Origin of the sequence: Bradyrhizobium barranii subsp. apii (assembly GCF_011516635.5) — a bacterium.
GTDB lineage: Bacteria > Pseudomonadota > Alphaproteobacteria > Rhizobiales > Xanthobacteraceae > Bradyrhizobium > Bradyrhizobium barranii.
In genome coordinates, this window is sequence record NZ_CP096255.1 from 3,897,262 (window position 1) to 3,909,548 (window position 12,287).

9 protein-coding genes, 2 pseudogenes and 1 riboswitch are annotated in these 12,287 nt (G+C 64.0%); of the genes and pseudogenes, 4 read left to right on the plus strand and 7 right to left on the minus strand.

Annotated features, from left to right (window positions below; translation table 11 throughout):
* Nucleotides 1-116 precede the first annotated feature (116 nt).
* The gene (locus tag HAP41_RS18435) at nt 117-2,540 is read right to left on the minus strand and encodes a TonB-dependent receptor (RefSeq protein WP_166098497.1); all 2,424 of its coding nucleotides are present in this window, start codon (nt 2,538-2,540) and stop codon (nt 117-119) included.
* A 125-nt stretch (nt 2,541-2,665) separates the two neighbouring features.
* A riboswitch (cobalamin riboswitch) is annotated at nt 2,666-2,873 on the minus strand.
* 231 nt (nt 2,874-3,104) lie between these two features.
* On the opposite strand from HAP41_RS18435, the gene HAP41_RS18440 reads away from it, so the two are divergent.
* The 4 genes and pseudogenes from HAP41_RS18440 to HAP41_RS18455 all read left to right on the plus strand — a co-directional run bounded on the left by HAP41_RS18440 (nt 3,105) and on the right by HAP41_RS18455 (nt 8,649).
* The gene (locus HAP41_RS18440) at nt 3,105-3,470 is read left to right on the plus strand and encodes a hypothetical protein (RefSeq protein ID WP_166098490.1); all 366 of its coding nucleotides are present in this window, start codon (nt 3,105-3,107) and stop codon (nt 3,468-3,470) included.
* 102 nt (nt 3,471-3,572) lie between these two features.
* Nucleotides 3,573-3,965 (plus strand): FixH family protein, encoded by a 393-nt coding sequence (locus HAP41_RS18445; protein ID WP_166098485.1) that lies wholly within the window; start codon nt 3,573-3,575, stop codon nt 3,963-3,965.
* Between the two features lie 84 nt (nt 3,966-4,049).
* On the plus strand, nt 4,050-5,483 hold the full coding sequence (locus HAP41_RS18450) for an efflux RND transporter periplasmic adaptor subunit (protein WP_166098482.1): 1,434 nt from the start codon (nt 4,050-4,052) through the stop codon (nt 5,481-5,483).
* Nucleotides 5,480-8,649: pseudogene (locus HAP41_RS18455) on the plus strand (efflux RND transporter permease subunit). The gene HAP41_RS18450 and the pseudogene HAP41_RS18455 overlap by 4 nt, the downstream one beginning before the upstream one ends.
* A 76-nt stretch (nt 8,650-8,725) precedes the next feature.
* Here the strand turns inward: HAP41_RS18455 and arsC are convergent.
* From arsC to HAP41_RS18485, 6 genes and pseudogenes are all read right to left on the minus strand, one after another.
* A complete protein-coding gene (gene arsC / locus HAP41_RS18460) occupies nt 8,726-9,145 on the minus strand; it encodes an arsenate reductase (glutaredoxin) (protein WP_166098479.1) in 420 nt (139 codons plus the stop codon).
* Nucleotides 9,142-9,843: an aquaporin gene (locus HAP41_RS18465; RefSeq protein WP_166098476.1), complete on the minus strand. Its 702-nt coding sequence runs from the start codon at nt 9,841-9,843 to the stop codon at nt 9,142-9,144. The genes arsC and HAP41_RS18465 overlap by 4 nt, the downstream gene beginning before the upstream one ends.
* 20 nt (nt 9,844-9,863) lie before the next feature.
* Nucleotides 9,864-10,001, minus strand: a pseudogene (locus HAP41_RS18470) (arsenate reductase/protein-tyrosine-phosphatase family protein); the annotation flags it as partial.
* Nucleotides 9,994-10,356 carry an ArsR/SmtB family transcription factor gene (locus HAP41_RS18475; protein WP_063984569.1) on the minus strand — a complete coding sequence of 121 codons (363 nt, stop codon included), beginning with the start codon at nt 10,354-10,356 and terminating at the stop codon, nt 9,994-9,996. The gene HAP41_RS18475 and the pseudogene HAP41_RS18470, both read right to left, overlap by 8 nt.
* A 121-nt stretch (nt 10,357-10,477) precedes the next feature.
* Nucleotides 10,478-10,915, minus strand: coding sequence for a hypothetical protein (locus HAP41_RS18480; RefSeq protein ID WP_166098467.1), 438 nt, complete (start codon nt 10,913-10,915; stop codon nt 10,478-10,480).
* A 100-nt stretch (nt 10,916-11,015) separates the two neighbouring features.
* Entirely contained in the window at nt 11,016-12,284 is a 1,269-nt protein-coding gene (locus HAP41_RS18485) for an MFS transporter (RefSeq protein ID WP_224581023.1), read from the minus strand.
* Between the last annotated feature and the right edge of the window lie 3 nt (nt 12,285-12,287).

The window sequence follows — 12,287 nt, forward strand, 5'->3', positions numbered from 1 at the left end:
GGTCTCGTTGATCGATAGCTCTCGAGACCTGCGGCTTCAACGGCGCAATCGATTTGCGATTGCGTCCTACTGTCGCGTGACAACTCCTGCCACGGCGCGGGCGAGGGGATCCGCGACTACCATTTGAACGAAGCCGCGATCTCGTAGCTGCGCGGCGCGCCGAGGATGATCTGGTCGGTGTAACCCGGATCGCCCCAGGCTGCATAAAGCTTGTTCGTCAGGTTCCTCACGCGAAAGCTGATCCGGGTCTGGTCGACGCCCGGGAAATAGGCTTTGGGGATGTCGACGAACGCGTATGCGTCGAAGATCGTGTAGGCGTCCATCGTGACCAGATTGTCCTGGAAGTTGAAGCGGTCGCCGACGTGACGCACGAGGCCGCCGATCTCGACCGGCAGCTTCGTATCGAAGCGGTAGGACGCTCCGGCGTTGGCGATGAAGTTGGGAACGTTGGGCGGCGTCTTGCCCGAATAGGACTGGAAGTCGCCATTGCCGTCGACATAGGTGAAGTCGATGAAGCGCGACTGCACGAAGGCGACGTTGCCCCACAGCTTCAGGCCGCCGACCGGATTGACCGCGGCGGCGATCTCGATGCCCTTGGAGGCCATCTTGCCGGCGACGTTGAAGAGGATGCCGCTTTCGGGGACGTAGACGTTCTTGCGCTCGATGTCGAAGGCCGAGAACGTGGCCTCCGCGCGCTTGTCGGCCGACAGCAGCTTCACGCCGGTCTCGTAGGTTCGCGACGTCGTGAGCAGCAGCGGCGTCGTGGGCCTGAGGATGAAGATGTTCGCCACCGTCGGGTCGGCTGCCGTCGCGTACTGGCTGTAAAGCATCACGCCGGGCGCGATGTCCCAGGTGTAGCCGATGCGTCCGGTGACCGGATTGAACGTCTTCGAGAAAGGATAGCTGGCTTTCAGGAGGCCATTCTCGTCGAAGCGGGTCCGCGACAGCTCGATATTCTCAAAACGGATGCCGCCGATCAGCGCGAAGGTCGAGGTCAGCTTGAGCCGGTCCTCGAACGACAGCGAGGCGGTGTCGAGATGGGTGTAGATCTTCTCGTCGCTGCGCGGGCCGTAGAGGCCGCGGTCCGGATTGAGGAGGTCGACGTAGTCATTGAAGAACAGCGTGTCCTGCGAGACGTTGAACTGGTTGCTGCTCGCCGCCACGGTGGCGACGAAGCGATTGTCCATTCCGCCGAGATTGGAATTGACGGTGAGGTCGGTGATGTTGCCGTAGAGTCGCTGTGCGTGATCGAGCGCCAGGCGCTCGCGGTAGATGCTCTGCGCGCCTGCGAAATTGCCTACGGTCTGGTCAAACGACGAGATCTCGTTGTTGAACCAGTGCCGGTGGGCGTCATAGCCATAGACCTGGCTCTTCAGCGAGATGTTGTTGGTGATGTCCCATTGAAAGCCGCTGCGCAGCCAGAGCTCGTTGGCGCCGCTGTGATTGTCGAGCACGTTGTAGTTCGTGGTCAGCGTGCGCGCGTCGATGGTGACCGGGACCGGCGTGCCGCCGCCAAGGTAATAGTTGCTCCAGAGGCCGGAGACGACGCCATACGTCGGCACGATGCCCGGCGCGTTCGCCGGCACCAGCGGCGTCCCCCAGTAGAAGCGGTCGTTGTCCTGCCTGTATTCGGTCGCGCCCCAGATCCTCAGGTTCTCGTTGACGCGATAGTTCAGCTGGCCCGAGACGTTGCTGAGCTTCGAATAGGTGTCGTCGATAAAGCCCTTGTTGTTGAAATGGCTGATGTCGAAGCGGTAGTCGAGGCCGTTGATCAGCGTGCTGCCGCCCGATCCGTAACCGGCGCGATAGCCGTTGAAGGAATCGTAGGAGGTGAAGGCGTCGTTGACGATTGGTCCGGTGTGCGGCGCCTTGTTCACGTAGTTGATGGCGCCGCCGGTCGCACCGAGGCCCGCCACCAGCGAGTCCGGTCCCTTGATGATCTCGACCTGCTGGAGGCCAGCCACGTCCATGGGACGGCCGGTCATGGTCGACGGCCCGATCGGGATGCCGTTGTAGAGCGTGGAGATCTGGTCGCCGGAAAAGCCACGCATCGAGAAGATGGCGGGCGCGCCGGGCGCATCGCCGCCGGTGACGCCGACTGCAGCCTTGGCGACGTCGGTCGTGGTCCGGATGCCCAGGTCCTGCATCGTCCGCTGACTGATGACCTCGACGGTCGCCGGCATCTCGCGCGCCGTGATGCCGAGCCGGGAGCCGACGTCGGTGACGGCTGCCGTGTTGAGCGGCGTCTGCACCGGGCCGCTCGGAGCTTGCGTGGCCGGAACGGCGACAGCAGGGGCGCCACGATTGCGTCCCGCGGCGCGCCGGGCCGCGCGCTGCTTCTGAGTGCCCGGGCTGACGGCAGGAGCCTGTCGCGGCGCAGGCGGCGACACGATCACCGGACCGACCTCCCGGGAGCGGTTGTCCTGCGCCGCGCTTTGCGCGAGCGCCGCGGACGACAAGGACACCGACGAGAGCAGAGTAATCAGGAAAGCAGGCGATAACGCCGGCCTCGCGCCAGCACGGAAATGAAGATTTTGCACGACAACGCTCTGCGGCGACGCAAACAAACCGTCACCGCGGTTGCCTTAGTCATCCACCTTCGCCCCAGGCGGCGGATGCACCGGCTACTTGTCCGACATCAGGGCACCCCGCCCAATGCGTTCGCGCGTGACCATGGCTGGCAGCAGGTTTCCTGGCTCGCGGGTCATCGCCTTCGACCACCTTCCCAGAGGCCCAAGCGGGGCTCCAGTGGCTTGTTTGGTCGTCGACTATCCGCCTACAGTTGCGGGGGCAGCCGCGGAATTGCCCACTGAGGTGGACGCACCGCATTCCCTTGAAGAGTCCTTGCGGACACTACCGATCACGAAACTGGCATCAGGGGATGAGCGCGTCAACATCCGCGCGGGCTGTTCGACGGGCCGGTCGGTCGATGGTGGCCTTGTGTTGCTGTTTTGCACGATAGTCCGAGGGGCTGCGTCGAAACGTCCAACCCGGCCTCCTTGCGAGCCTGGGTAACGAACGCTTGACCACGATCAATGACTGCCTTTGGTGTCCGAATATGCTACTGAGGCCGAGTTCCGGCCCGACAAGGCAAGTCGATATTGATGCAGTTCGTCCGTACCATCCTGGCAGTCGCCATCGCCATATCCTTGGCGATGCTGCCGGTTGGCGCGTCCGCGGCGAACCTCGCAATGTCGCCGGATGGCATGCAGACGGCCATGCACGTGAGCGGCGACGCCGAGATGTCGATGGACGATTGTTGTCCCGACATGAAGGGAACGGGCTCCCATAGCGGCGGCTACAAGTGCGGGATGGGCTTCTGCTGCGTTGGCGGAATCATCGCGCTCGGTGATGTCCGGCCCGTGGCGTTCGAACGTCTCGCCGTCATGGCCAGCACGATGGCTATCCCCCCGGATCAGGTCGTTTCCGTCCGCGGCGGCAGTCCTCCTTTCCGACCTCCTCGAATCTGATCTCGCAAAGCCCGAGACGCGAGCGGCAGGCCTGCTCGCGACGACGACTGACGTGCGCGCTTCACGCGCCACGGCGAAAGATCAATTCATGAGGACAGGACAATGCTTTCCAAGATCAGCACCGCGGCTCTCGCCGCCACCCTTTCGCTTGCCGCTTCCGCCGCGATGGCGGGCGCGGGCGACTACGCCTTCGAGCCCGTCACTCCGCAGATGAAGAACGGCGAAGACGTCACGCTCGCCGTTCGCCTGACGAACAAGCAGACCGGCAAGCCGATACCGGACGCGGTCATCTTCAAGACCCGCCTCGACATGGCCCCGGACGGGATGGCCGAGATGGAATCGGCGGTCGCGCCGCTGCCGTCCAGGGAGCCGGGTGTGTACGCCTTCAAGACGGACCTGCCGATGGCCGGCCGCTACCAGATGACGCTGTCCGTGAAGGTGCAGGGCGAACCGGAGACCGTCACCGGCAAGGTGATCGTCACGGCGGTCAAGTGAGCGTTCGGGCGCTGCCCGGCGGCGCCCGACATTCCCCTTTTTCATTCACACGGACGCGCGCTCCCGGGCGCGCGGATACACGACATGAAAACGCTGCGTCTCCTGACGGCACTTGCGCTGGGCGGTGGCCTGGTCCTGGCCGGCTACTACTGGCATTCGAACGGTGCGGGCTGGCTCGCTGAGGCCGACATATCATCGGCTGCGGCTGCCGCGGAGCCAACGCCGCTCTACTACCGCGATCCAAGCGGTGCGCCGCTCTGGTCCGCTGGTCCGAAGAACGACGACCGCGGGCGGGACTATCTGCCGGTCTACGACGAAGATGGAACGGCCGGCGCGCCGGCGCTACCGAAGGCGCAGGCGGCTTCGCCGCGAAAAATCCTCTACTACCGCAATCCCATGGGGCTGCCCGATACGTCGACCGTCCCAAAGAAGGATCCGATGGGGATGGACTATGTCGCCGTTTACGAAGGCGACGACACCGACGACGGCACGGTGAAGCTGTCGCCCGGCAAGATCCAGCGCGCGGGCGTGAAGTCCGAGCCCGTCGCGCGGCGCTCGATCCGGGTCTCGGTGAAGGCGCCCGGCACGATCCAGCTCGATGAACGTCGCGTGTCGGTGATCGCGATGCGCGCCGAAAGCTTCGTACAGAAGGTCGCCGACGTGACCACCGGCACGCGCGTGAAGGCCGGCCAGCCGCTGATGGAGATCTACAGTTCGGCGGTGGCGTCCGCAGCCGCGGAATATCTCGCGACGATCACCTCCAAGACGGTCGGCGGTGTCGAGATGTACGGCCGCGGCTCGCGACAGCGGCTGGCCAATCTCGACGTTCCCGAGTCCGTCATTGCGGAGATGGACAAGACGCACACCGCGCCCGTCGCCATACGCTGGTCTGCACCGCGCGACGGGGTCGTGCTCGAACGCAACGCGATCGAAGGTATGCGGGCCAATCCCGGCGACGTCCTGTTCCGGATCGCGGACACCTCGGTCGTCTGGGCGCTGGTCGACGTGGCCGAGCGCGATCTCGGCAACATCGCGGAGGGGCAGTCAGTCGCGGTGCGCGCGCGCAGTTTCCCCGGCCGAACCTTCACCGGGACAATCGCTGTCGTCTATCCGCAGGTGAACCGCGACACGCGAACCGTTCGCGTCAGGATCGAGCTTGCCAATCCGGACGCGGTGCTGCTGCCCGACATGTACGTCGATGCCGACATCGACACGGCCGATGCCGCGCCCGTCCTGGCGATACAGGACAGCGCGGTGCTCGACACCGGCAGCCGGCAGTCCGTCCTCGTCGACAAGGGGGAAGGGCGTTTCGAACCGCGGGAAGTCAAGCTCGGCCGTCGCGGCGGCGGCTATGTCGAGGTGCGCCATGGTCTCGCGGACGGCGAGGCGGTGGTGACCTCCGCCAACTTCCTGATCGATGCGGAAAGCAACCTGAAGGCGGCGCTGAAGGGGTTTGGCGAGGCGGCGTCCCAGGCCACCGACGCCGGCCCTGGCAATGCAACGGGAGATCACAAATGATCGCCCGCATCATCGCCTGGTCGGCGCGCAATCTGCTGCTCGTGCTGTTCGGGACCGGCTTCGCGGCCGCCGCCGGCCTCTACGCCCTGGTTCACCTTCCGCTGGATGCGATCCCGGATCTCTCGGATACGCAGGTCATCGTCTACACCGAGTATCCCGGCCAGGCGCCGCAAGTGATCGAGGATCAGGTCACCTATCCGCTGACGACGGCGATGCTCACCGTACCGAAATCGAAGGTCGTACGCGGCTTCTCGTTCTTCGGCGTCTCCTTCGTCTATGTGATCTTCGAGGACGGCACCGACATCTATTGGGCGCGGTCGCGCGTCATGGAATTCCTGAACGGCGCGGCGTCCAGGCTTCCCGCCGGCGTCACCCCGACCATCGGGCCCGACGCGACCGGCGTCGGCTGGGTCTACCAATACGCCGTCGTATCGAAGGAATTGAACCTGGCGGACACGCGTACGATCCAGGACTGGAATCTGAAGTTCGCGCTGGCCAAGGCCGAAGGCGTCGCCGAGGTCGCCAGCGTCGGTGGCTTCGTCAAGCAGTACAACGTGGTCCTCGACCCGCAGCGGATGCGCGACCGCGGCATCAGCATGCAGAAAATACGTGAGGCAATCCGCGCCAGCAACGCCGACGTCGGCGGCCGCACCGTCGAGCTCTCCGAGTTCGAATACGTCATTCGCGGCAAGGGCTACATCAAGAGCATCAACGATCTCGGTAACATCGTGCTGAAGACGAGCAACGGCACGCCGGTGCTGCTGCGGGACGTCGCCAGCGTCGAGCTCGGGCCGGACGAGCGGCGCGGCATCGCCGAATTGAACGGCGAGGGCGAGGTCGCAAGCGGCATCGTGCTGCAGCGGTTCGGCGTCAACGCCCTCGACGTCATCGAAAACGTCAAGAAGCGGTTCAGGAGATCGCGAGCAGCCTGCCGAAATCGGTCGAGATCGTGCCGGTCTACGACCGCTCGAACCTGATCTACGCGGCCATCGATACCCTCAAGCATACCCTGTTCGAGGAGAGCATCGTCGTCGGGCTCGTCTGCATCGTGTTCCTACTGCATGTCCGCAGCGCACTCGTCGCGATCCTGATGTTGCCGGTCGGCGTGTTGATGGCGTTTGGCGCCATGAAGCTGCTCGGGCTGGGATCGAACATCATGAGCCTCGGCGGCATCGCGATCGCGATCGGCGCCATGGTGGACGCTGCCATCGTCATGATCGAGAACGCACACAAGCACCTCGAACGGGCGGGGCCCGATCAGTCGCGCGTGCAGGTTCTGATCGACGCAGCATCCGAGGTCGGCCCCGCGCTCTTCTTCAGCCTGTTGATCATCACCGTGTCGTTCATGCCGATCTTCACGCTGGAATCGCAGGAGGGCCGATTGTTCAGCCCGCTGGCGTTCACGAAGACCTTCTCGATGGCTGCCGCGGCCTTGCTGTCGGTCACCCTGGTGCCGGCGCTGATGGTGATCTTCGTCCGCGGCAGGATCGTCCCGGAGAGCAGGAACGCCATCAATCGCGTCTTGATCTGGGTCTACCGTCCCGTGATCAAGGGGGTTCTGCGCGCCAAGACGCTGGTCATCCTGGCTTCGCTCGTCGTGCTTGCGGTGACGATCTGGCCGGCGCGCCAGCTCGGCACCGAGTTCATGCCGGCGCTGAACGAGGGAACGCTGCTCTACATGCCAACGACGCTGCCCGGCATTTCGGTCACCAAGGCGGCCGAGCTGATGCAGATGCAGGACCGCATCATCAAGTCGTTCCCGGAGGTCGCTTCGGTCTACGGCAAGGCGGGGCGAGCAGCCACTGCGACCGATCCCGCCCCGACCGAGATGTTTGAGACGATCGTCAACCTGAAGCCGAAGGAGCAGTGGCGTTCCGGCGTTACCGTCGACAGTCTCATCGCCGAGATGGACAAGGCGTTGCAGTTTCCGGGTGTCTCCAATGCCTGGACCATGCCGATCAAGGCACGTATCGACATGCTCTCGACCGGAATCCGCACGCCGGTCGGCGTCAAGGTCATGGGCAATGACCTCGCCGAGATCGACCGGCTCGCGAAGCAGATCGAACGCGTCATCAAGACCGTACCCGGCACCTCGTCGGCCTACGCCGAGCGCGGCATCGGCGGCTATTATCTCGAGATCGTTCCCGACCGTGAGGCGCTCGCCCGTTACGGCATCCTGATCCAGGACGTCCAGGACACCATCGCGGCCGCGCTCGGCGGTCAGACGGTCACGACGACCGTGGAGGGACGGCAGCGGTTCACGGTGAACATGCGCTATCCGCGCGACCTTCGTGACAACCCCAAGGCCATCGCCAGCGATATCCTGGTGCCGATGCCGTCGGGCGGCGCCGTGCCGCTCGGCGAGGTGGCGAAGGTCGAACCCGCGCGCGGGCCGACGTCGATCCGGACGGAGAACGGCCAGCTTGCGACCTACATCTATGTCGACATCCGGGATCGCGACATCGGAAGCTACGTCGCCGACGCGCAACGCGCCGTGACGGAGAGCATCCGGTTTCCCGCCGGCACCTACGTCGTGTGGAGCGGCCAGTACGAATATCTGCAGCGCGCCGCGGCCCGTCTGAAGATCGTCGTGCCCGTGACGCTCACGATCATCTTCCTGCTGCTGTACCTGAACTTCCGGGCGATGACCGAGACCCTGATCGTGATGCTGTCGCTGCCGTTTGCGCTGGTCGGCGGCATCTGGATGATGTGGTGGCTCGGCTTCAACCTGTCCGTTGCCGTCGCGGTCGGCTTCATCGCGCTCGCAGGCGTCGCCGCCGAGACGGGTGTCGTCATGCTGATCTACCTTGACCACGCACTGGCCGAGGTCAAGGCTAGGTGCAGCGCCGAGGGAAGGCCACTGACGCGCCGGGATCTCCACGACGCCATCATGGTGGGCGCGGTCGAGCGCGTGCGGCCCAAGATGATGACGGTGGTTGCCATCATGGCCGGTCTGCTGCCGATCATGTGGAGCACCGGGGCCGGATCGGAGATCATGCAGCGCATTGCGGTGCCGATGATCGGCGGCATGACGTCATCGACACTGCTGACGCTCGTCGTGATCCCCGCAATTTTCGGCTTGGTGAAGGGGCGGAGGCTTCCGCCGGGCGAACGATCGGCTCCTGCCGAAGAATGGACCGAGCGCACGTCGCAAGCCGCCGAATAGGCTGGGCAGCGGAGGTCTTCACGGCGACCTCCGCTCCGACCTGAAAAAAACCGCCGCGGATTCCGACCGAGGAGCGTTAGGGGCGGTGAGTTGCCTGGCGCGCTTCGACCACCTCGCCATCTTCCTTCGTGAACCGGCCGACCGGATTGTCGAGGAGATCGACGACGGCTTCGGAAGGGCGGCACAAGCGCGTGCCCTTCGAGGTCACGACGATCGGGCGGTTGATGAGAATGGGATGCGCGAGCATCTGATCGATCAACTGGTCGTCGGTCCATTTGGGGTCGGCGAGGCCGAGCTCCTTGTACGGCGTGCCCTTCTCGCGCAGCAATTCGCGAACCGGAATGCCAATCGCTGCAATCAGCTGCTTGAGCGTCTCGCGCGACGGCGGGGTCTTGAGATATTCGATGACAGTGGGCTCCGCGCCGCTCTGCCGGATCATCGCCAGCGTGTTCCGCGAGGTGCCGCAATCGGGGTTGTGGTAGATCGTCACGCTCATCGGGTCGTCTCCGCAATTTGTACGGGGCCGCGGGCCCCGGAGTGCCCGAGCAGCCAGTTCATCAACAGCATGCCGGCGAATGCTCCGCAGAGCTCCGCAAGAATGAATCCGGGCAGGTCGGTCGGACGAATGCCCGAGAACGTGTTTGTCAGCGACCGCGCGATGGCCACCGCCGGATTTGCAAACGACGTGGAGGCCGTGAACCAATAGGCTGCCGTGATGTAAAGGCCCACCAGCCAGGGAACCGCCGTCCGCTGAAATCGGATGCCGGCGAGGATCGTCGCGACCAGACCGAAGGCGGCGACCGCTTCGGCGAACCATTGCGGCCCTCCCGTTCGAACCTTCGTCGAGAAATCGAGCAGGGGAAGTCCGAACATCAGATGCGCGGCCATCGTTCCCGCGATGCCGCCGGCGATCTGCGCGATCACGTAGAGCACGGCTTCGTTGACCGGAAGCTCGCGCTTGCCGGTGAAGACGAGGGTCACCGCGGGATTGAAATGCGCGCCGGAGATCGGACCGAGCACGGTGATCAGGACAACCAGAATGGCTCCGGTCGGCAGGGTATTGCACAGAAGCGCAAGCGCCACGTCCTTGGTCAGCGTCTCGGCCATGATGCCGGAGCCAACGACGGTGGCGACGAGAAGCCCGGTGCCGAGCGCCTCGGCCGCGAGGCGCCGTGGAAGATCGAAATTGTCCATCAGCCGGCCTTCGGCGTTGAATGTGTTGCGCCCTCGGAGCGTCCGATCTCGGACTGAAAGCGGCCGGCTCCGTCCTTGCGAAGGATCGACTCGGCGAGGACCGAGCGCGCCGAATTGCCGGTGCACAGGAACAAAACATTGTACATCTGGTCAGGCACGGCTTCGCTCCTTTCGCTTTGGCGAGCAGCAGGCTTGGAGACTTTCGACGACCGGCTCGCAAACCTCCGGCCGGCCGCCGCAGCAATCCCGAAGCAGGAAAACCGCAACGTCCCTGAACTCCGCAAGGTTGGCGCGATAGACGATCGAACGGCTGTGTCGCTCGGAGGTGACGAGGCGGGCACGCGTCAGGATCGAGAGATGAGCCGAAAGGGTATTCGGGGGGACTTCCAGCAGACGTGCGAGGTCGCCGGCCGCAAGGCCATCGGGCTCGTGTCGGACCAGCGTCCGGAAGGCCTCCAGACGGGTCGATTGTGACAGGGCGGCGAGCGCGAGGACGGCTTCTTCAGTTTCCATATATCCAGATTTATGGAATTATAAGATGTTCGTCAATCCGAAATCCGGAGAGCCCGTCTCGCGTCGGAAGGAGTTATTCGGCAACATTGGCTTGAGCACATCAATTGGCGCGCATCGCAAGTTACCGCATCGAGTGAAAATTATGGCGGGCTGGCGCCAACGGCGGCCACAGAAGCGCGCGAACGATGAGCGGAATACCAACCGCAAAAGGTATCAGCCAGTACATGAAATGAGGCAGGTCCTTCCAAAGCGGAAGCTGCTTTCCATTGTCCACGTAGAAAGCAACCAGCATCAGTATGTACGACAGGCCCATCCCCGCGATATGGAGCCTGACCCAATACCACCAGCGGCGCCGGAGCGCGGTGCGCCCGATCCAGGCGCAAGTGAATGACAACGCACCGAGAACGAACAAGTGATAGTTTTCGGCCCAGCGCATGAGCGACAGTAGCGTCGCGGACGCGAAGAGCGCCAGCAGGACCAGAAATAGGTCGTTCCAAGCCTCGAATGACGCCCGCGACGCTTCTGACTCAACATCGCGATTGCGCCGATCGCAACGCACGCAAGGCCCAGGGGGATATGCACCCCCAGGACTACCGCCAGAAAGAAGGGGTCGGTCGAAGGAATTTCGATACCCGCCACGATCGTCGTTTCTCCGACCGTCATGGCGCTACTCCTAGCTTTTCATTCATCATCGACTCGGCCGACGAGGACGGTCGTCTGACGGCGAATGCTCCGGCGCCACAGACAATGCAGAGCATGCAGCAACCGATCAGGACGGCGGCATAGCTTCCCGTCCAATCGACACTTGCCGCGAAAGGCAGAGGACCGAACGCCGCGCCGGCAATGCCGAACACGAACGACGCGCCCCTGATTGCGCCGAGATGGTCGCGGCCGAAATACTGCGCATAGCCAGCGGCGTTGATAGCTTGCTGCGAACCGTACGCCCCTCCCAGGCTCAACGCATACAGCACACTGATGGCGACGCCGTTGCCAAACGCCGGAAGAGCCGTCGCCAGCGCAAGCATGAACATCGCAAGCGGAACCAGGTGCCGGGGTTCATAGCGATCCACCAGAAATCCGGTGCCGAGTGTCGCAACAGCCTGAACGCCGGCAAGAAGCGACAACAGTAGCAGTGCGTCGCTGTGTGCGATCCCGGCCGTCTGCATGATGGAGAAATGATTGAGCAAGAGCGCGGTGCCGATGGCATTGGTCAGAAAGCCTGCCGCACACAGCAGCCAAAATACGCCGGTACGGAGCGCCTGTTCGCGCGTGAACGAGGGCTCCTTCCGAGGATATTCTGCGGCCGTTAGCAGCCCGGCGTCCGTGCTGAGGCCGAATTTTTCCGGCCGATCGCGAAACAGCGCGGCAGCAACCGGCAGAATGGTGAGGGCGACAAGTCCGGCAAGCGCGAGATAGGCGCCTCGCCAACCGTAGAGCGAGATGAGAGCATCGATGAGTTTCGGAAAGATCATGGAACCAGTCGCGAGCCCGAGGCTGGCCGCCGCAGCGGCAATCCCGCGCCGACGCACAAACCACAGATTGACGACCTGCTGACTGACGAGGCTAAGGCCGCCGATCGCCGCGCCACGCAACAGTGCGAATCCGACGAGCAGCATTATTGCGGATTGAACTGTCGCCATGAGGGCGCAGGCCAAGGCGAGGCCACCGGCGATGATGGTCGCCGTCAGGCGGGGTCCACGCCGGTCGATCCAGCGACCGATCGCAGGTGCGGGCAGAATTCCCGCAAGCGTTCCCACTGCATAAGCGATCGAGGCCGATGTCCGCGAGATGCCAAGATCGGCAGTGATGGGATCGAAGAAAACTGAAACGCCTGCCGTTTGGCCGGGCAGGGTCATGAACGAGCCGAAGGTGCCCGCGCCCAGGACGATCCAGCCATAATGGAGAGCCGACGTTCGGGGGCTCACCATCCG

What these genes read in the sequence shown, in the direction of transcription:
- HAP41_RS18440 (WP_166098490.1), top strand. Translation starts at nt 3,105, where the DNA reads ATGCAGTTCGTCCGTACCATCCTGGCAGTCGCCATCGCCATATCCTTG.
- HAP41_RS18445 (WP_166098485.1), top strand. Translation starts at nt 3,573, where the DNA reads ATGCTTTCCAAGATCAGCACCGCGGCTCTCGCCGCCACCCTTTCGCTT.
- HAP41_RS18450 (WP_166098482.1), top strand. Translation starts at nt 4,050, where the DNA reads ATGAAAACGCTGCGTCTCCTGACGGCACTTGCGCTGGGCGGTGGCCTG.
- arsC (WP_166098479.1), bottom strand. Translation starts at nt 9,145, where the DNA reads ATGAGCGTGACGATCTACCACAACCCCGATTGCGGCACCTCGCGGAAC.
- HAP41_RS18465 (WP_166098476.1), bottom strand. Translation starts at nt 9,843, where the DNA reads ATGGACAATTTCGATCTTCCACGGCGCCTCGCGGCCGAGGCGCTCGGC.
- HAP41_RS18475 (WP_063984569.1), bottom strand. Translation starts at nt 10,356, where the DNA reads ATGGAAACTGAAGAAGCCGTCCTCGCGCTCGCCGCCCTGTCACAATCG.
- HAP41_RS18485 (WP_224581023.1), bottom strand. Translation starts at nt 12,284, where the DNA reads ATGGTGAGCCCCCGAACGTCGGCTCTCCATTATGGCTGGATCGTCCTG.